General features: G+C 69.7%; 19 protein-coding genes and 2 pseudogenes. 13 read left to right on the top strand and 8 right to left on the bottom strand.

The window, feature by feature from the left end:
• Window positions 1-53 precede the first annotated feature (53 nt).
• From ABEB28_RS39340 to ABEB28_RS39350, 3 genes are read left to right on the top strand one after another with little or no spacing between them, the layout of a single operon-like run.
• Complete coding sequence (locus ABEB28_RS39340) at window positions 54-770, top strand: ABC transporter permease (protein ID WP_345733406.1); 717 nt, start codon at window positions 54-56, stop codon at window positions 768-770.
• The gene (locus tag ABEB28_RS39345) at window positions 763-1,575 is read left to right on the top strand and encodes an ABC transporter permease (RefSeq protein ID WP_345733407.1); all 813 of its coding nucleotides are present in this window, start codon (window positions 763-765) and stop codon (window positions 1,573-1,575) included. Before ABEB28_RS39340 ends, ABEB28_RS39345 begins: the two co-directional genes overlap by 8 nt.
• Window positions 1,572-2,519 carry an ABC transporter ATP-binding protein gene (locus tag ABEB28_RS39350; RefSeq protein ID WP_345733408.1) on the top strand — a complete coding sequence of 316 codons (948 nt, stop codon included), beginning with the start codon at window positions 1,572-1,574 and terminating at the stop codon, window positions 2,517-2,519. Before ABEB28_RS39345 ends, ABEB28_RS39350 begins: the two co-directional genes overlap by 4 nt.
• On the opposite strand, the gene ABEB28_RS39355 is transcribed toward ABEB28_RS39350, so the two are convergent.
• Both ABEB28_RS39355 and nadA read right to left on the bottom strand, forming a co-directional pair.
• A complete protein-coding gene (locus ABEB28_RS39355) occupies window positions 2,516-3,112 on the bottom strand; it encodes a DUF3043 domain-containing protein (protein WP_345733409.1) in 597 nt (198 codons plus the stop codon). The two genes, ABEB28_RS39350 and ABEB28_RS39355, sit on opposite strands and share 4 nt — an antisense overlap.
• A 49-nt stretch (window positions 3,113-3,161) precedes the next feature.
• Window positions 3,162-4,361, bottom strand: coding sequence for a quinolinate synthase NadA (nadA, locus tag ABEB28_RS39360; protein ID WP_345733423.1), 1,200 nt, complete (start codon window positions 4,359-4,361; stop codon window positions 3,162-3,164).
• 167 nt (window positions 4,362-4,528) lie between these two features.
• Between nadA and ABEB28_RS39365 the strand changes: the two genes are divergently transcribed.
• From ABEB28_RS39365 to ABEB28_RS39375, 3 genes are all read left to right on the top strand, one after another.
• Complete coding sequence (locus ABEB28_RS39365; RefSeq protein ID WP_345733410.1) at window positions 4,529-5,647, top strand: glycerate kinase family protein; 1,119 nt, start codon at window positions 4,529-4,531, stop codon at window positions 5,645-5,647.
• A gap of 106 nt (window positions 5,648-5,753) precedes the next feature.
• Window positions 5,754-6,128: a HesB/IscA family protein gene (locus ABEB28_RS39370; protein WP_345733411.1), complete on the top strand. Its 375-nt coding sequence runs from the start codon at window positions 5,754-5,756 to the stop codon at window positions 6,126-6,128.
• A gap of 327 nt (window positions 6,129-6,455) precedes the next feature.
• Window positions 6,456-7,433, top strand: coding sequence for a carbohydrate kinase family protein (locus tag ABEB28_RS39375; protein WP_345733412.1), 978 nt, complete (start codon window positions 6,456-6,458; stop codon window positions 7,431-7,433).
• A gap of 75 nt (window positions 7,434-7,508) precedes the next feature.
• Here the strand turns inward: ABEB28_RS39375 and ABEB28_RS39380 are convergent, their stop codons facing one another.
• Window positions 7,509-7,694, bottom strand: coding sequence for a sulfurtransferase TusA family protein (locus tag ABEB28_RS39380; protein WP_376980672.1), 186 nt, complete (start codon window positions 7,692-7,694; stop codon window positions 7,509-7,511).
• A gap of 32 nt (window positions 7,695-7,726) precedes the next feature.
• Window positions 7,727-8,893 carry a cysteine desulfurase family protein gene (locus tag ABEB28_RS39385; RefSeq protein ID WP_345733414.1) on the bottom strand — a complete coding sequence of 389 codons (1,167 nt, stop codon included), beginning with the start codon at window positions 8,891-8,893 and terminating at the stop codon, window positions 7,727-7,729.
• A 213-nt stretch (window positions 8,894-9,106) separates the two neighbouring features.
• On the opposite strand from ABEB28_RS39385, the gene ctaC reads away from it, so the two are divergent.
• Window positions 9,107-9,928 carry an aa3-type cytochrome oxidase subunit II gene (gene ctaC / locus ABEB28_RS39390; RefSeq protein WP_345733415.1) on the top strand — a complete coding sequence of 274 codons (822 nt, stop codon included), beginning with the start codon at window positions 9,107-9,109 and terminating at the stop codon, window positions 9,926-9,928.
• Window positions 9,929-9,939: 11 nt separating this feature from the next.
• On the top strand, window positions 9,940-10,356 hold the full coding sequence (locus tag ABEB28_RS39395) for a cytochrome c oxidase subunit 4 (protein ID WP_345733416.1): 417 nt from the start codon (window positions 9,940-9,942) through the stop codon (window positions 10,354-10,356).
• Window positions 10,357-10,564: 208 nt separating this feature from the next.
• Here ABEB28_RS39395 and ABEB28_RS39400 read toward each other — a convergent pair whose 3' ends face one another.
• The 4 genes from ABEB28_RS39400 to ABEB28_RS39415 form a co-directional block, all read right to left on the bottom strand.
• Window positions 10,565-11,332: a nucleotidyltransferase domain-containing protein gene (locus tag ABEB28_RS39400; protein WP_345733417.1), complete on the bottom strand. Its 768-nt coding sequence runs from the start codon at window positions 11,330-11,332 to the stop codon at window positions 10,565-10,567.
• 209 nt (window positions 11,333-11,541) lie between these two features.
• On the bottom strand, window positions 11,542-12,585 hold the full coding sequence (trpD, locus tag ABEB28_RS39405; protein ID WP_345733418.1) for an anthranilate phosphoribosyltransferase: 1,044 nt from the start codon (window positions 12,583-12,585) through the stop codon (window positions 11,542-11,544).
• Window positions 12,582-13,019 (bottom strand): hypothetical protein, encoded by a 438-nt coding sequence (locus ABEB28_RS39410; RefSeq protein ID WP_345733419.1) that lies wholly within the window; start codon window positions 13,017-13,019, stop codon window positions 12,582-12,584. The genes trpD and ABEB28_RS39410 overlap by 4 nt, the downstream gene beginning before the upstream one ends.
• 82 nt (window positions 13,020-13,101) lie before the next feature.
• Window positions 13,102-14,067, bottom strand: coding sequence for a cytochrome c oxidase assembly protein (locus ABEB28_RS39415; protein WP_345733420.1), 966 nt, complete (start codon window positions 14,065-14,067; stop codon window positions 13,102-13,104).
• A gap of 82 nt (window positions 14,068-14,149) precedes the next feature.
• Here ABEB28_RS39415 and ctaE point away from each other — a divergent pair, with 82 nt between their 5' ends.
• The 5 genes and pseudogenes from ctaE to ABEB28_RS43300 form a co-directional block, all read left to right on the top strand.
• On the top strand, window positions 14,150-14,758 hold the full coding sequence (gene ctaE / locus ABEB28_RS39420) for an aa3-type cytochrome oxidase subunit III (RefSeq protein WP_376980649.1): 609 nt from the start codon (window positions 14,150-14,152) through the stop codon (window positions 14,756-14,758).
• 88 nt (window positions 14,759-14,846) lie between these two features.
• Window positions 14,847-15,641, top strand: coding sequence for a cytochrome bc1 complex diheme cytochrome c subunit (gene qcrC / locus ABEB28_RS39425; protein WP_345733421.1), 795 nt, complete (start codon window positions 14,847-14,849; stop codon window positions 15,639-15,641).
• Complete coding sequence (gene qcrA / locus ABEB28_RS39430; protein WP_345733422.1) at window positions 15,638-16,693, top strand: cytochrome bc1 complex Rieske iron-sulfur subunit; 1,056 nt, start codon at window positions 15,638-15,640, stop codon at window positions 16,691-16,693. Before qcrC ends, qcrA begins: the two co-directional genes overlap by 4 nt.
• Window positions 16,693-17,924: pseudogene (gene qcrB / locus ABEB28_RS39435) on the top strand (cytochrome bc1 complex cytochrome b subunit); the annotation flags it as partial. The gene qcrA and the pseudogene qcrB, both read left to right, overlap by 1 nt.
• 105 nt (window positions 17,925-18,029) lie before the next feature.
• Window positions 18,030-18,419: pseudogene (locus ABEB28_RS43300) on the top strand (cytochrome bc1 complex cytochrome b subunit); the annotation flags it as partial.
• Window positions 18,420-18,460 lie beyond the last annotated feature (41 nt).

The raw sequence follows: 18,460 nt of genomic DNA on the forward strand, positions 1-18,460 counted from the left end.
TCACCGCCCTGGTCAGGGCAGGTTTCCGACGTCATTCCACGTACCGGCGGGCCATGTTCGCGTCGGCGTTCACGAACTCGGTCTTCGGCTTCCTGAAGACCTACGTCCTGCTCGCCGCCGCTTCCACCGGGTCGGCCGCCGGGTACGACCCCGCGGAGCTGGCGATGTTCGCGTGGGCCGGGCAAGGCCTGCTCGGCGTCGTCCAGCTGTTCAGCTGGACCGAGGTGGCCGACCGCATCCGCACCGGCGACATCGTCACCGACCTGCTCCGGCCGATGAACCCGCTGACCGCGTTCCTCGCCGCCGATCTCGGCCGAGCCGGGCACGCGCTGGTCATCCGCCTGACCGTCCCGATCGCGCTCGGCGCGGTCTTCTTTCCGCTGCGCTGGCCGGAGCAGGCCCGGACCTGGGTGTGGCTGGTGGTCTCGGTCGGGCTGGCCACCGTGACCAGCTTCGCGACCCGCTACCTGATCAACCTGCTGGCGTTCTGGTGGCTGGACGCCCGCGGCCCGAACACGCTCTGGCTGTTCGGCGGGTCGCTCTTCTCCGGGCTCGCGGTACCGATCCCGTTCTTCCCGGAGTGGGCGCAGACGGTGCTCTGGTGCACGCCGTTCCCGTGGATGCTGCAGGCACCGCTCGACGTGCTGCTGGAGCGTGGTGACCCGGCTGGGTTGGTGTGCGGTGGTGCGCTGGTCGCCGGTGTGATGCTCGGGTTCGCGGCGGTCCTTCAGCGGGTGGCCCTGCGACGGCTGGTGGTGCAGGGTGGCTGATGTCGCTGACGTCCTCGCCCCGTACCGGCGGCTGCTCGTCGCGCAGATCCGGAGTCAGACGCAGTACCGGCTCTCGTTCGCCGTCGACCTGGCGCTCAACGCGACGATCACGGTGATCGACGTGTTCGTGCTGCTCGCGGTGTTCCGGGTGACACCGGAGCTGGCCGGGTTCGGCCTCATCGAGACGCTGCTGATCGCCGGCCTCGCGCAGGTCGCGTTCCAGCTCGCCGACCTCGCCGTCGGCAACCTCGAGCGGGTGCCGTTCTACCTGCGTACCGGCCTGCTCGACGCCGTGCTGCTGCGGCCGCTCTCGGCGTTCGGGCAGCTGGTGGTGCTGGACTTCATGCCGCGCCGGGTGGGGCGGGTGGTGCAGGGCGCGGTGACCTACGGGGTGGCGCTGGTTCTGAGCGGGATCGACTGGACCGTGCCGAGGGTGCTGCTCGCGATCGTGGCGCCGATCGCCGGGGCCGTCTGTTACGGCGCGATCTTCACGGCCGGCGCCGCGACGATGTTCTGGCTGGTGGAGGGAGGAGAGGTAGTGAACGCGTTCACGTACGGGGGTCGCGACTTCGCGAGTTACCCGACGCCGGTCTACGGGCCGTGGTTCGGGCGGCTGCTCGGCTTCGTGCTCGGGTTGGCGTTCGTCGGGTACCTGCCCGCTCTGGCGCTGCTCGGGCGTGCCGACCCGCTGGGGACGCCGGGCTGGCTGCACTGGTGCACGCCGGTCGTCAGCGTGGTGTGGGCGCTGGTGGCGGCGTCGGCGTGGCGGGTCGGTGTCCGGCACTACCAGAGCACGGGCTCATGAGCGTCGTCGCGGCCGACGGGTTGCGCAAGGAGTTCGTCGTCTGGGTGAAGGCTGGACGGTTCCGGCGCGCGCGCCGGACGGTCGCTGCGGTCGACGGTGTCGACCTACGGATCGCGCCGGGGGAGATGGTCGGTTATCTCGGTCCGAACGGCGCGGGCAAGTCGACGACGCTCAAGATGCTCACCGGCATCCTGACGCCGTCCGGCGGGACGGTGCGGGTCTGCGGCCTGGACCCGGTACCCGACCGGACGCGGCTGGCGCGGCGGATGGGTGCGGTGTTCGGGCAGCGCAGCCAGCTGTGGTGGGACTTGCCACTGGCCGAGTCGTTCACGCTGCTGCGGTCGGTGTACCGAGTCGCTCCTGCGGCGCACGCACACCGGCTGAACGAGTGCGTCGAACTGCTGGAGATGGGCCCGTTCCTGGCGACGCCGGTGCGGCAGCTGTCACTGGGGCAGCGGATGCGCGGCGAGCTGACCGCGGCGTTGCTGCACGACCCGGAGCTGCTGTTCCTGGACGAGCCGACGATCGGTCTGGACGTGGTGAGCAAGGAGGCCGTCCGCGGGTTCCTCGCCGAGCTGAACCAGCGGCACGGCACCACGCTGGTGCTCACGACCCACGACCTCGCCGACATCGAGCGGCTCTGCAACCGGCTGGTCGTGATCGACCAAGGGCACGTGGTGCACGACGGGACGTTGGCGGCTCTGCACTCGCGCTACGGCTCGCGGCGGCGTCTGGTGGTGGAGCTGGACCGGCCGTGTCCCCCGCTCGCCGTCGCCGGAGCCTCCACCGAGCTGGTGGAGGCCGACGGACGACGTCAGACGTTGGCGCTGGACGGGCCGCTGCCCGCCGTGGTGGCCGCCGTCGCCGCCGCGGCGCCGCTCCGCGATCTCCGAGTCCTCGAACCCGCGATCGAGGACGTCATCAAGAAGCTCTGGGCGAGCTAGACCTTCTCGCCGATATCGACCTGCGGGGAGGGGGAGCGCATGCGGCGGAACTGCACCGAACGCATCACGCCGTAGAACGTCAGGCCGCCCATCTTGTCGGGCGCGTTCGGGAAGCGTTCCCGGACGTTCTTCTTGATCATCCGCGAGATCAAGAAGACGTCGGCCAGGATCGCGACGATCAGCAGCAGCCACAGGATGTTCGCGCCGAACCGCACCGGAGCCGGCCACTGCGGCTGCGAGAACAGCAGCACGGCCAGCGCGCCGATCAGGAAGTAGGACCCGACGTTGCGGCGCGCGTCGACGAGGTCACGGACGAGCCGCCGCACCGGGCCCTTGTCGCGCGCCGGGAGGTACTTCTCCTCGCCGCGGCGCATGCCTTCGTACGCCCGGGACCGCTCCTCGCGCATCTTGGCGCGCATGGCCTTCTTGTCGGTGGGTACCGCGGCCACCGCTCGGGGCCGACCGTTCGCGGTGCGCTTCGGCGTCGGCCGGCCCTTGCCGGGGGTGTATCCCTTGGTCGGGGGCGTCACCGGCTCGACCGTCTCCGGGACTTCTTCGGAGGCGGGGGCGGACTTGCGGCGAAGGAGGCTCACCTCCCCAGCGTATCGAGCCCTTTCGGCTGCACCAGGGATCGGTATCGGTTCACCCTGGGAGCGCCAGCATCTGGTCCAGGGCAACCCGGGCGAAGTGGGCAGTCTGCTCGTCGACGGTGATCTGGTTGACGACCTCGCCGCGGGCCAGCGACTCCAGCGTCCACACCAGGTGCGGCAGGTCGATCCGGTTCATCGTCGAGCAGAAGCAGACCGCACGGTCGAGGAAGACGACCGTTTTGTCCGGGTGTGCCAGGGCCAGCCGGCGCACGAGGTTGAGCTCGGTCCCGATCGCCCACGACGATCCGGCCGGCGCCGCGTCCAGCGTCTTGATGATGAACTCGGTCGAGCCGACCAGGTCGGCGGCCGTGACCACCTCGTGCCGGCACTCGGGGTGCACCAGGACGTTGACGCCGGGGATCCGGTCGCGGACGTCGAGCACCGAGTCGAGGCTGAACCGGCCGTGCACCGAGCAGTGCCCGCGCCAGAGGATCATCGTCGCGTCGCGGAGCTGCTGGGGCGTGAGGCCGCCGCCGGGCTTGTGCGGGTCGAACAGGACGCAGTCGTCGAGTCCGAGGCCCATCTCGAGCACCGCCGTGTTGCGGCCGAGGTGCTGGTCGGGCAGGAAGAGAACCTTCTCGCCCTGGGTGAACGCCCAGTCCAGGGCCCGCTTCGCGTTGGACGACGTGCAGATCGTGCCGCCGTGGCGTCCGGTGAAGGCCTTGATCGCCGCGGAGGAGTTCATGTAGCTGACCGGCACCGTGACGTCCGCCACGCCGGCGTCGGTCAGGATGTCCCAGGCCTCGTCGACCTGCTGGTCGGTGGCCATGTCGGCCATCGAGCACCCGGCGGCCAGGTCGGGCAGGATCACCTGCTGCTTCGCGGAGGTGAGGATGTCGGCGGACTCGGCCATGAAGTGCACACCGCAGAACACGATGTACTCCGCCTCCGGACGCGCGGCGGCGTCCCGGGCGAGCTTGAACGAGTCGCCGGTCACGTCGGCGAACTGGATGACCTCGTCGCGCTGGTAGTGGTGACCGAGCACGAACGCGCGGTCGCCGAGCTTCGCGCGGGCCGCTTCGGCGCGCTCCACCAGGCCGGGGTCGGACGCGGCCGGGAGGTCGCCCGGACAGTCGACACCGCGCTCGGAGTCGGGGTCGCTGCCGCGCCCGAGCAGCAGCAGTGCCGCGGCGGTGGGGGACGGTTCGGCGAACCCCCCGGTGCCGCTCGAACCGGCGGTGTCCGCAGTCAGGCCCGGAAGCCCAAGGTCGGTGCTCACGCTCTCTCCGATCGACGCGTATTACCGCGGGGTTAACCATCCTGGCACGCAGCTCGATCCCAGCCAGTGGCGCTGATCACTCGCGTGCCATCTCGTTCCGACGCGGCATCGGCAACGCGCCCATGCGGCACGATGTGCGCATGCGCGTACTGGTGGCTCCGGACTCGTTCGGCGGCACGCTCTCGGCCGGTGAGGCCGCGGCGGCGATCGCGGCCGGGTGGCATCGGACCGCTCCCGGAGACACGGTGGTCACCCGCCCGCTCTCCGACGGCGGCCCGGGTCTCGTCGACGTGATCCGGGCCACACTCGGCGGTGAGCTGGTGCCGGTACGGGCGCGCGGCCCGCGGATGGAGGAGTTGGACGCGTCGTTCCTGCTCGTCGACGGCGTCGCGTACCTGGAGTGCGCTCAGGTCTGCGGGCTGCACCTGGTGCCGAAGGCCGAGCGCGACCCGAAGGTGACGACGACGTACGGGCTTGGTCTCCTGCTCGCGGCGGCGGTGGAGTCCGGTGCCCGGTCGGTGGTGATCGGCCTCGGCGGCAGCGTGACCAACGACGGCGGTGCCGGGATGCTGGCCGCGCTCGGGGCCGGGCCGGTGGGAGTTTCGGGGACGGCCCTGCCGCCTGGCGGAGCATCGTTGCGGGTCTGCGAAGGGCTGGCCGGGCTCCCGGCGCTCCGCGGGGTCGAGATCATCGCCGCGACGGACGTCGACAACCCGCTGACGGGAATCCACGGGGCGAGCGCCGTCTACGGCCCGCAGAAGGGGGCCACCGACAACGACGTCCAGATCCTCGACGCGGCACTGGAGCACTGGGCGTCGATCCTGGTCGCGCACCTGCCGGGGTGCCCGCCGGACCTGGCGTCGCTGCCCGGCGCGGGTGCGGCCGGCGGGCTCGGCGCGGCGCTGCTCGCGCTCGGCGGGCGGCGTGAGGCCGGGATCGCGCTGGTCCGCCGGTTGATCGGCTTCGACACCGAGGTGGCCGGCGCCGACCTGGTGATCACCGGCGAGGGCTCGTTCGACTTCCAGTCGCTCCGGGGCAAGGTGGTCGCCGGGGTGGCGTCCGCGGCCTCCGAACACGGTGCGCCGTGCGTCGTCCTGGCGGGGCAGGTGCAGGTCGGCCGGCAAGAGGCCGCCGCCGCCCACGTCGACGAGGCGCGGTCGATGGTCGAGCACGCCGGATCGGTCGAGCGTGCCATGGAGGACGCCGCAGAGGTGCTCACGTCCCTGGCCGCCCGCACCGCCAAGGACTGGAGTCGCTAGAAGTCGGCCCCGGTCGGTTCTGCGGAACATGTGCAACCATGGGAATGGACTCCCGGAGCACTCTGGTTGTCCCGGTAGTTGACCAGCGACCTAACGGGAGCCGACTGTGACCGTCTCCGACACCACCCACGAGCACGCCCCGACTGGACCCTCAGCCGACGGCGTACTCCTGACCGATGGCGCCGCCAGCAAGGTCAAGGCTCTGCTCGACCAGGAGGGCCGAGACGACCTGCGCCTGCGTATCGCCGTCCAGCCTGGTGGCTGCTCCGGCCTGCGGTACCAGCTCTTCTTCGACGAGCGGTCGCTCGACGGTGACACGATTCTCGACTTCAACGGCGTCGAGGTCGCGGTCGACCGGATGAGCAAGCCGTACCTCGGCGGCGCGACGATCGACTTCGTCGACACGATCGAGAAGCAGGGCTTCACGATCGACAACCCGAACGCGTCGGGCTCGTGCGCCTGCGGCGACTCGTTCCACTGAGCCGCTAGACGTTCTTCGCGCAACGGCGTCCACGCACCGAACCGGTGGTGGACGCCGTTTCGTGTGTTCGCATCATCGGATGCGCAGCGCGTCCGGCGGGTGACCGTCTGCTGGGGATCCGTTGTGATCCGTGCGGATTTCCGGGGCGCACCCGGGTCGGCGGCGAAACCGTGCATTAGGCTGTCCGCCGTCTGTGTCCCCCACCGACTGTGCCGGTCCGCAGCGGCCGTGTCATTTATCCAGCGCCCGGGTAGCAACAGACTGCTGCCCTCGGGGTGCGGTGCCCTTTCTGTTTAGCCGGATGGAGAAACCCCGGATGGACGCCCTATGAAAATCGCTGTCACCGGGTCGATCGCGACCGACCACCTGATGCACTTCCCGGGCCGGTTCGCCACGCAGCTCATGCCGGACCAGCTCGACCGCGTCTCGCTGTCGTTCCTGGTCGACGACCTGGTCGTCCGGCGCGGTGGGGTGGCCGCCAACATCGCGTTCGGGATGGGTCAGCTCGGGCTCCGGGGCATTCTCGTCGGCGCGGTGGGCAGCGATTTCGCCGACTACCGCTCCTGGCTGGAGCGGCACGGCGTCGACTGCGACTCGGTGCACGTCTCCGAGTTCGCGCACACGTCCCGCTTCGTCTGCACGACCGACGACGACATGTGCCAGATCGCGTCGTTCTACGCCGGCGCGATGAGCGAGGCGCGGAACATCGAGCTCGGCCCCATCGACGAGCGGGTCGGCGGCCTGGACCTGGTGCTGGTCGGGGCGAACGACCCGGAGGCGATGGTCCGGCACACCGCCGAGTGCCGCCAGCGCGGGCTGCGGTTCGCGGCCGACCCGTCGCAGCAGCTCGCTCGGATGACCGGTGACCAGGTGCGGCAGCTCATCGACGGGGCCGCGTTCCTGTTCACCAACGAGTACGAGAAGACGCTGCTGGAGTCCAAGACGGGGTACTCGGCGGACGAGGTCCTCGACCGGGTCGACGTGCGGGTCACCACGCTCGGCAAGGACGGCGTCGAGATCGTCGGGCGGAACGTCGGGCGGATCCACGTCGCGTGCGCGACCGAGACGGCGAAGGCCGACCCGACCGGTGTCGGCGACGGTTTCCGCGCCGGGTTCCTCACCGCGCTCTCGTGGGGGCTGGACCTGCAGCGGGCGGCCGAGGTCGGCAACCTGCTGGCGACGTACGTGCTGGAGACCGTCGGGACGCAGGAGTACTCGGTCGACGCGACCGAGTTCGTGAAGCGCCTCGGCGACGACTACGGCGACCGCGCCGCAGAGGAGGTCGGCGCGCACCTGGCGCGTTGACGCTCCGACCGAGCAGGTGACAGCAAAGTGTGGTGTGGGCGCTCGCCCACACCACGCTTTCAGGTCAGCCCGGAGTCAGGACGCTCGGCGGACGTCGTAGGCGTTGCCGTCGGCGCCGACGAACTCGTGGGCGCGCATCCGGCACCACGCCGGGATGTCGACGCGGGCCGCGGGGTCGTCGGCGAGCACCCGGACGACCGCCCCCACCTCGACCTCACCGATCCGCCGCGCCAGCTGGATCACCGGTAGCGGGCACCGCATCCCCAGACAGTCCAGGACGAGGTCCGGGTCGCTCACAGGCCCGTCACCCCCGCCGTCGCCCGCAGGTCGGCGACGATCCCGGGCAGCTCCGCCAGGAACCGCTCCACCTCCGCCTCGGTCGTCCCGGCGTGCAGCGAGACCCGGACGTTCCCGTGGCTGAGCACCCCCATCGCCTCCAGCACGTGCGACGGCGACAACGTGGACGACGTGCAGGACGACCCGGACGACACCGCGAACCCCCGTGCGTCCAGGGCATGGAGCAGCGCCTCGCCGTCCACGTACAAACACGAGAACGTAACGAGGTTCGGCAACCGATCGACCGGGTCGCCGACCACCTCGACGTCCGGCACGGTCGCCGCCACCCGCTCCCGGATCCGGTCGACCAGCGGCGTCAACCGGGCCGCCTCGGCGGCCGCCGTCGCCGTCACCGCTCGCAGCGACGCCGCCGCGGCGACGATCGCCGGTAGCGCCGGAGCGCCAGGGAACCGCCCGCGCTCCCGTTCGTCGGAGGGATGCGGCGCCGTCCAGCGCACTCCGGTTCGGATGACCAGCACCCCGACCCCCGGCGGGCCACCCCACTTCCGCGCGCTCGCGGAGAGCAACGACCAGCCGCTCGGCAGCGGGGTGCGGCCGAGCGTCTGCGCAGCGTCCACATAGAGGGGAACGCCCGCCGAGGCGCACGCCGCGGCCACGTCGGAGACCGGCTGTACGGTCCCGACCTCGTGGTTCGCGCTCATCAGCGCGGCCAGTGCGACGCCAGGCCGCGCCACCGCGTCGGCGAAGGCCGACGTGGACACCCGTCCGAGCCGGTCGGTCGGGATCGACTCCGCGGAGCCGCCGCGGGCCGTCCACAGCTCGGCGGTGTGCAGCACCGCGGAGTGCTCGACGGCCGAGTGCACGAAAGTCGAACCGACCCGGCGACGCCCCGCCAGCCCACCGAGCACGGCCAGGTGTGCGGCCACCGAGCCGTTCGCGCAGAACGTGACCTCGTCCGGGCGGGCGCCGACGACCTCGGCGACCACCGCCCGCGCGGCTTCGAGCAGCTGGCCGGCTCGGCGTGCCTCCGTGTAGAGCCGGGCGGGGTCGGCCCAGCCGTCATCGAACGCGGCCGCGAACGCCTGTTTCGCCACCGGGTGCAGTGGTACCGCCGTGGCAGCGTCGAAATACGTCCGTACTGCTGGTTTACGGTCGTCGGACACGCTGGGAAACGCTACTCCGGCGCGTCGCCTACCCCTGCGGGTCGGCGACTCGGGGGTCCAGTAGTCTACGTTCGGTCGAAGGGATTAGCCCGACTGGAGCAGGTTGTCGGGCGCCGATGAGGAGGGCGACTGGTGGGCGCGAACCCGTCAGGGAGTGCCGGACGTCGTAGTCGGCGGTTCGGTCGGGCCGGGCGCTTTGCCGCCGTCACCGGCATGGCCGGCTCGACGACGCTGCTGCTCTCCGGCTGCTCTACCGAGGAAGTACTCAGGTTCGGTTGGCCGGAGGGAATCACTCCGCAGGCCGAGCAGATGATGGACCTGTGGACCGGGTCGGCGATCGCCGCGCTGGTGGTCGGTGTCTTCGTGTGGGGCCTGATCTTCTGGGCGGTCATCCGGTACCGCAAGAAGAGCGACGAGCTGCCGGTGCAGACGCGCTTCAACCTGCCGATCGAGATCCTCTACACGGCGGTGCCGTTCCTGATCATCGCGGTGCTCTTCTACTACACCGCGATCGTCCAGACCTACGTCGACAAGCAGAAGGCGAACCCGGACGTCACGGTCTCGGTCGTCGCCTTCAAGTGGAACTGGCAGTTCCTCTACCCGGAGGAGCTCGACGAGAACCGGCAGCCGATCGGCACCGTCGGGTCGACCGAGGAGATTCCGGTCCTCGTCGTGCCGACCGGTGAGCGGATCCGGTTCGTCGAGACCTCCAACGACGTCATCCACTCGTTCTGGGTGCCGGCCCTGCTGTTCAAGCGGGACGTCATCCCGGGTCGGACGAACTCGTTCGAGGCGACGATCAACAAGGGCGAAGAGGGTGCCTACGTCGGCCGGTGCGCCGAGCTCTGCGGCACGTACCACGCCAACATGAACTTCGAGATGCGTGCGGTGACGTCGGAGAAGTTCGACCAGTTCATCGAGGCCAAGAAGGGCGGCGCGTCGACCTACGATGCGCTCGAGGCCATCGGTGAGTCGCCGGTCGCGACCACCACGACTCCGTTCAACCCCAGCCGCACCGCCCGTCAGCCGAGCTAGGAGAGGCGACCATGAAGAGCGAGTCCAGGATCTTCAACCTGCTCGCCGTGTTCCTGTTCGCGTCCGCGGCGGTGTACGGCGTGTGGACGTCGAAGACGGTCTATGCGACCGACTGGGTCGGTACGACGGCTCTGGTGCTGTCTGGTCTGCTCTGCGGGATGTGCGGTCAGTTCTTCTCGCTCGTCGCCCGGCGGATCGAGCCCCGGCCGGAGGACCGGTCCGACGCGGAGATCGCCGAGGGCGCCGGTGACCTGGGCTTCTTCAGCCCGGGCAGCTACTGGCCGTTCGGTATCGCGGTCGCGGCGTCGGTCACCGGGCTGGGTGTCGCGTACTGGTTCCCGTGGCTGATCGCGCTCGGCGTGATCGCCGTACTGATGACGGTCACCGGCTTGCTCTTCGAGTACTACACCAAGCCCGGCGAGCACTGATCTGCACGGCCCGTTCAGAACGACGCTGACGGGCTCCACGTTCAAGCACAAAGCCGACCCTCGGGTCGGCTTTTGCTTGTGTACTTGCTACGGCGATGGAGCCTGCTGAGGGCGGGGCTGGCAGTCGAGCGCGCCGAGGCCGTGACCTTGGGCTTGCTGTCATAACGACGCGCGCTCGCCTGTCAGCGTCGTTCTCAGGAGGCCGCCCTCAGGCAGCGTGTTGGGTGGCCCAGGCTAGCTCGGCGGCGGAGCGGACCACTGCCAGCTGCTCGGCGTTCAGGTACGGCTCCACCACCGGCGCCAGCTGTGCGTAGAGCCCCAGCGCGGCCCGGCACGAGTCGGCCAGTTGCTCGCCCCGCAGCCCCAGCGCGGCGTCCTGGGAACGGCGCCACGACGGCCCCATCGCGTCGGCCACCAGGTCGAACAGCCGGTGCTCGCTGTCGTAGAGGATGCGGTGATGCACCGCCGCGACCACGGGTAACCGCGTCGCCAGCCGGTTGCGCGTCACCGCCGCGGACGTCCGCCGGCCCGCCGCGAGCGAGCCGACCAGCCGCTGGACCACCTCGGCCCGCCCGGTCATCTGACCGGCGATCCAGGCCACGCGCGGTCCTTCGATGTCCGACCAGCGCCACGCCCCGGCCTCCGCGGAGAGCTCGTTCGCGGTGCCGTGCGCGTCGTGCAGGATGACCGCGGCCCGCCAGCCGGGCACGGTGCTGCCGGCCAGCTTCGGATCGGCGAAGGAGGCCCGGACGGCGTCGGCCGTACGCCAGGACACCGACATGAGCAGGCCGCCCAGCTGGCGGTGCATGTACTCCGGGCCGCTGCCGAGTGCGACCAGGTCGACGTCGCTGTGTTCGTGTGCGTCGCCACGGCTCTGGCTACCGAGGAGAACGACGCCGCTGGTCCCGGCGGCGACGAGATCGGCGACAGTCGCGGCCACCGCGGCGGCAACCCGCGGAGGGAGAGGGGGCGGCACGGGCTAAGTGTCCCATCGGGTCCGGTCTGAAGGAACGTTTCGTCAGCATTTCTTCACATGCTGTCGACAACTGTCCGCATGCTGTTCGCGCGCGGCTCACCTGCGTCAACGCTAATTCGCACGGCGCTGGACGGGGACGTTGTCTTCGTCACGCCGCAGCCTGGAACAACGGGTCGGTGGCCCGGAGCGCCGACCCGTTTTCGGGCGCGTCAGTCCTGCGTCGCGACGGCGATCCATCGGTCGAGCGTGGTGCCCGCGGCGCCGGAGTCGACCGCCGTCGCGGCGCGCTCCAGCCCGGCCCGCAGCGACGCCTCCAGCCCGCCGGAGAACTCGTCGAACGCGGCGATGCCGGCCGCTGCGTTAAGCAGCACGGCGTCCCGCACCGGACCACGTTCACCGGCGAGCACCGCGCGGGCGACCTTGGCGTTGAACGCCGCGTCGGCGCCGCGCAGATCGGATCGTTCGGCCCGCGGGATACCGAGGTCGGCGGCGTCCACCACGGTCTCGGTGACGGTGCCGTCGGCGACGACCCACAGCCGGGTCGCGGACGTCGTGGTGAACTCGTCCAAGCCATCCTCACCGCGCATCACCAGCGCCGACGCTCCGCGCTGGGCGAAGACCCCGGCCATCACCGGCGCCATCCGGAGGTTCGCGCACCCCACCGCGCTGGCCCGGACGCGGCCCGGGTTGGTGAGCGGACCGAGGAAGTTGAAGAACGTCGGAACACCCATCTCGCGCCGCGCCACACCCGCGTGCCGCAGCCCGGGGTGGTAGGTGGGGGCGAAGCAGAAGCCGATTCCGGCCTCCCGGACGCAGGCCGCTGCCCGCTCCGGCGTCATCGTGATCGGTACCCCGAGGTACTCGAGCAGGTCGGCCGCGCCGGTGCTGCTGGACGCCGCCCGGTTGCCGTGCTTCACCACCGGGATCCCGGCGCCGGCCACCACGATCGCAGCCATCGTCGAGATGTTCACGGTGTGCGCCTGGTCGCCGCCGGTTCCCACGATGTCGACGGCGTCCGGTGAGACGTCGATCGGCGTCGCGGCCTCGAGCATGCTCGCGACGAGCCCGGAGACCTCTTCGGACGTCTCACCCTTGGCGCGCAGGGCCATCGCGAACGCCGCGATCTGCACCGGCGTGGCGTCGCCGGACATCACCTGGCGCATCGCCCAGCCGGTCTGCTCCGGGCTCAGCGAGTCGCCGGCCAGGAGCGCGTTGAGCAGCGTCGGCCAGGTCTGCGGAGTGGCCGCGGTCATCGGGCGACGGGCCCCGCGGCGGACGGCACGACGCCCAGCGTGCGTCGCAGCACGTCGGCCACGGCCGCGGCAGCCGCCACCGGGTCGAGCGGGTGGGACAGCACCGCGTCCGCCTCCGACCACGTGGCGAGCCAGCGGTCGACCTTGCGCGCCAGCACCAGGCACACCGGCGGGCAGTCGTCCACCTCGTGTTTGAGCTGGCGGGAGATGCCCATGCCGCCGGTGGGCCACGCTTCGGCGTCCAACAGGAGCAGGTCGAGCCCACCGGCGTCGGTGAGCGAAACGACCTCCTCGCCGGTGCTCGCCTCGACCCAGGTGATCGGACCGACGTCGGCCGCGGGCCGGCGGCCGACGGCCATCCGGATGCGCTCCCGAACGGCCGCGTCGTCGCTGTAGACGAGGACGGTCGCGGGGGTGGCACTGGCGTTGGTCATGGTTTCCGGGCTCCCAACGTGCGACGGCTGCGGGACGCTGTGAGCGGATCGTAGCGCCGACCGGTGCCTCCGCACCGCGCGGTTATCCCCGCTCGGCCAACCGGGCGAGCCGGGCGTTGTAGGCGTCCAGCTCGTTGTCCTCGCCGCTCGTGCGGTCGAGCTGGCGGTCGATCCGGGCCGCGGTCCGCTCGTCGGAGCGGATCCACTGGGTGACGAACGCCGCGAGCATCAGCAGGCTGATCAGGTCGCCGGACGCCCAGAGCAGGCCGCCGCCGACCTGCTGGTCGGATTCCGGAGAGATCCAACTCAGCTGCAGACCCTCGTAGTAGCCGGTCGCGATCCGGCCCGCCATCTGCATGACGATGACGCCGAGCACCGCGTGCAGCGGCATCGAGATGATCATCATCAGCGCGCGCGCCGGGTACTGCCAGCGTCCGGGGAGCGGGTCCAGGCCGATCAGCGGCCAGAAGAACAGCGAGCCGACGATCAGGAAGTGCACGTGCGTGAACTCGTGCACCCAGGTGCTGGTCAGCGTCGCCGGGTACCAGCCGGACAGATAGAGCGCGTACGGCGTCGCGATGAAGAACGTGAACGCGATCAGCGGGTGGCTGACCAGGTGGAAGTAGCGGCTGTGCAGGAACGCCAGTAGCCAACCGCGGGGCTTGCCCGGGAGCGTGCGGAGAGCGAGCGTCACCGGAGCGCCGAGCGCCATCAGGATCGGCGCCACCATGCTGAGCAGCATGTGCTGGACCATGTGGGCGCTGAACAACGTGTCGTCGTAGGTGCCGAGCCCGGAGAGCGTGGCTACCGCGATCACGCCCAGACCACCCGGGACGAACGCGAGCGTGCGGCCGAGCGGCCACCGGTCGCCCCGAGCCCGGAGCTTGTGGACGCCGTAGAGGTACAACCCCGCGGCGACGACGAGCGCGACCGTCATCCACTGGTCGAGGTTCGCGGCCGTGAACACCGTTGCCGGAGTGAACACCGGTAGCTCAGCGACCGCCGAAATGCTGGTCAGAGCCGGGTCGGCACCCGTTGCGGACAACACCACTCCACCTTAGGCCGGAATCTACGACACGACGTAGGCACCCGGTGCGTGCGCTGGGATTCGGGCGGGACATAATGCTCCCGTGACGACGGCCACGACCAGTATCGAGAAGAGCCAGATCCACTCGCTGACCCGGCCGAACATGGTCAGTGTCGGGACGATCGTGTGGCTCTCCAGCGAGCTCATGTTCTTCGCGGCTCTGTTCGCGATGTACTTCTCGATCCGAGCTTCCGGCCCGGGTCAACGCCTCTGGGCGGAGGAGACCGAGCTCCTCAACGTTCCGTACGCGCTCACCTTCACGATCATCCTGGTGTTGTCCTCGGTGACGTGTCAGATCGGCGTGTTCCGGGCCGAGGTGGGTGACGTCTACGGGCTGCGCCGCTGGTTCGCACTGACGTTCGTAATGGGACTGATCTTCGTCCTCGGTCAGGCGTACGAGTACCGGAGCCTCGTCCACGAGGGGCTGACCATCCCGGCCAACGGCTACGGGACGATGTTCTACCTGACCACGGGCTTCCACGGCCTCCACGTGATCGGCGGCTTGATCGCCTTCCTGCTGATGATGGGGCGGAGCACGCTCGGGCGTTTCACCCCCGCGCAGGCCACCAGCGCGATCGTCGTCTCGTACTACTGGCACTTCGTCGACGTGGTGTGGATCGGACTGTTCGCGACGATCTACTTCGTCAAGTGATGCCGTCCGCACCGTGGCTGCTCGCCACCGCACTCACTCAGTGGCCGAAACGCGCCACGGATGGTTCCCCGACCGACAAGGTGAAACCATGATCGCCTCCGCCGCCGCCCGTCTGGGGCGCCGGTTCCGAAACCGAGCCGGGAAGGCGGGACGCCTCGTCGTCCTGGCCTTGGCGCTCGGGCTGATCGGCGGTGCGTACGCCACGTTCGCGCCGACCGGGCAGGCCGACGAGACGTCCAGCTCGATCGCGGTCCGCGAAGGGCAGAAGCTCTACAACGAGAGCTGCATCAGCTGCCACGGCCAGAACGCCCAGGGCGTGCAGGACCGGGGTCCCAGCCTGATCGGCGTCGGCTCCGCCTCGGTGGAGTTCCAGGTCTCGACCGGACGGATGCCGCTCGCGCGCCAGGAGGCCCAGGGCCAGCGCAAGTACCCGGCGTTCAACGACGAGCAGACCGACCAGCTCGCCGCGTACATCCAGTCGATCGGTGGCGGCCCGGAGATCCCGGAGGGCGACCTCCGCGGTGACGAGGCGCTCGGCGGCGAGCTCTTCCGCGTGAACTGTTCGTCCTGCCACGCGTTCTCGGGCAACGGTGGTGCGCTCTCCTCCGGTAAGTACGCGCCGTCGCTGAAGCCGAGCACCGACCGCCACATCTACGCGGCGATGCTCACCGGCCCGCAGAACATGCCGGTCTTCGGTGACAACCAGCTCACGCCGGAAGAGAAGAAGGCGATCATCGCCTACGTCCAGAGCCAGAAGACGGACGCCGACCCGGGCGGCTGGGGCATCGGCCGGACCGGTCCGGTGCCGGAGATGGTCGTAATCTTCATGGTGGGCATCGTGGTGTGCCTGTTCGGGGCACTGTGGATTGCGGGTAAGTCATGAGTGAGCACGGGAGCGGGTCCGCGGTCGACTTCGATCCGACCGACCCCAAGCACAGCCAGTTCGACCTGGTGCGGGAAGGCGCCCGGCGGGACGGCGTCGAGATCGTCCACTACCAGCCCCGGTTCGCGGTCGCCGGCACCAAGCGCGAGAAGCGGATCGAGCGGACGATCGCGTTCCTGCTCGTGCTGTCCGGCCTCTCCGCGCTGGCGTTCATCGTCGTCTACGTGGCCTGGCCGTACGAGTACGAGCAGGGCTACCACGCCGACAAGCTGTACACGCCGCTGCTCGGCTTCACGATGGGCGTCGCGCTGCTCGCGCTCGGTGCGGCCGTCATCGTCTGGGTCAAGAAGCTGATGCCGGAGGAGGTGGCGGTTCAGGACCGCCACGACAACAACCCCAACCTCGACGAGCGGGCGCTGACCGCCGCGACGATGATGAACATGGTCGACGAGACCGGCATCAAGCGGCGTCCGCTGCTCAAGGGCGCGCTCGCCATCGGTGCGGCTCCCCTGGGCCTGATGGCAGTGGTTCCGCTCGGCGCGCTGATCAAGGACCCGCACGGCGAGGATCAGCCGCTGTGGACCACCGGGTTCAGTGAGGGCGTCCGGCTCGTCCGCGACGACGGCACGCCGATCCGTCCGGGCGAGGTCTCGGCAGGCGGTCTGGAGACCGTGTTCCCCGGCATCCCGCACGGCACCGGCTTGCAGTACGCGGACTCGCCGACGCTCCTGATCCACCTCCGCGAGGAGGACGCGGCCGAGTTCAAGCCGCGCAAGGGCTTCGAGGACGCGCACTACGGCAATTACTTCGCGTTCTCGAAAATCTGCACGCACGCCGGCTGCCCGGCGAGCCTCTACGAGCAGCAGACCAACCGGCTGCTCTGCCCGTGCCACCAGTCGCAGTTCGACGTCAAGGACAGCTGCCGCCCGATTTTCGGTCCGGCCACCCGGCGCTTGCCGCAGCTTCCTATTACCGTGGATGAAGAGGGCTACTTCGTCGCGAAGAGCGACTTCAAGGAAGCCGTCGGACCGGCCTTCTGGGAGCGTCCGTAATGCCGTTGCTGCCGAAGATCAAACCCGCTGCGGTGGGTACCTGGGCGGACGACCGCCTGGACGCCTCGACGCCGATGCGTCGTGTGTTCAACAAGGTCTTTCCGGACCACTGGTCGTTCATGCTGGGCGAGATCGCCCTCTACTCATTCATCGTCCTGCTGCTGACGGGCACGTTCCTGACGCTCTTCTTCACCCCGTCGTCGACCGAGGTGGTCTACGACGGCGCCTACACCCGTCTGCAGGGTGTGGAGATGTCGAAGGCGTACTCGTCGTCGCTCGACATCTCGTTCGAGGTGCGCGGTGGTCTGGTCATGCGCCAGATCCACCACTGGGCCGCGTTGATGTTCGTCGCGGCGATGCTCGTCCACATGTTCCGGACGTTCTTCACCGGTGCGTTCCGGCGTCCCCGTGAGCTGAACTGGGTCATCGGCGTCACGCTGTTCGTCCTGGGCATGTTCGAGGGCTTCCTCGGTTACTCGCTCCCGGACGACGCGCTCTCCGGCACCGGCCTGCGGATCGCCGCGGCGATTCTCTACTCGATCCCGGTCATCGGAACGTGGGCGGCGTTCGCGCTCTTCGGCGGGGAATTCCCGGGTGAGTTCATCATCGAGCGCTTCTACATCATCCACGTGCTGATCCTGCCGGCGCTGATCCTCGGACTGATCGCCGCGCACATGGGTCTGCTGGTCAAGCAGAAGCACACCCAGTTCCCGGGGCCGGGCCGTACCGAGCAGAACGTGGTCGGCCACCGCATGTTCCCGGGATTCGCGGCGAAGGCCGGCGGCTTCTTCTTCCTGGTGTTCGGCGTCATCGCGGCGCTCGGCGGGCTGGTCCAGATCAACCCGATCTGGCTGTTCGGCCCGTACGAGGCGGCGGTCGTGTCGGCCGGATCGCAGCCCGACTGGTACATGATGTGGCTCGACGGCGCGGTCCGTCTGATGCCCGCCTGGGAGTTCCGCAGCTTCGGCTACACGATCCCGGCGATGTTCTGGCCATCGGTCGTCCTGGCCGGCGTGATGTTCACGCTCGCCGGCGCCTATCCCTGGTTGGAGCAACGGTTCAGTAAGGACCGTGCTCATCACAACCTGCTCCAGCGGCCGCGGGACGCGCCTGCCCGTACCGGCCTCGGCATGATGGCGATCAGCTTCTTCATCGTGCTGCTGCTCTCGGGCGGCAACGACATCATCGCCGACAAGTTCAACATCAGCCTCAACGCGACGACGTGGGCGGGCCGGANATGATGGCGATCAGCTTCTTCATCGTGCTGCTGCTCTCGGGCGGCAACGACATCATCGCCGACAAGTTCAACATCAGCCTCAACGCGACGACGTGGGCGGGCCGGATCGGCCTGTTCGTGCTGCCGCCGCTGGCGTACTTCTTCACCTACCGCATCTGCCTCGGTCTGCAGCAGCACGACCGTGAGGTGCTGGCGCACGGTGTGGAGAGCGGCATGATCCGGCGCCTGCCGTCCGGCCAGTTCATCGAGGTGCACCAACCGCTGGGCGAGGCCGACGAGCACGGTCACACCCACCTGGAGTACGTCGGCGCCCCGGTGCCGAAGAAGATGAACAAGCTGGGTGCCGGTGGACGTGCGATCCGGGGCTTCTTCATTCCGGTCGAGCGTCCGGAGGAGGCCGCGAAGGCCGCCATCGACACCAACGGTGGTGGCGAGGGCAAGCCCTCGGAGTTGAGCGGTGCCTCGTCCACGGACCGTGGCGCCTACTAGTTCGTAACCGACAGGGCCCCGTCGATCTCGCGATCGACGGG

This window comes from Cryptosporangium minutisporangium (genome assembly GCF_039536245.1).
Lineage (GTDB): Bacteria > Actinomycetota > Actinomycetes > Mycobacteriales > Cryptosporangiaceae > Cryptosporangium > Cryptosporangium minutisporangium.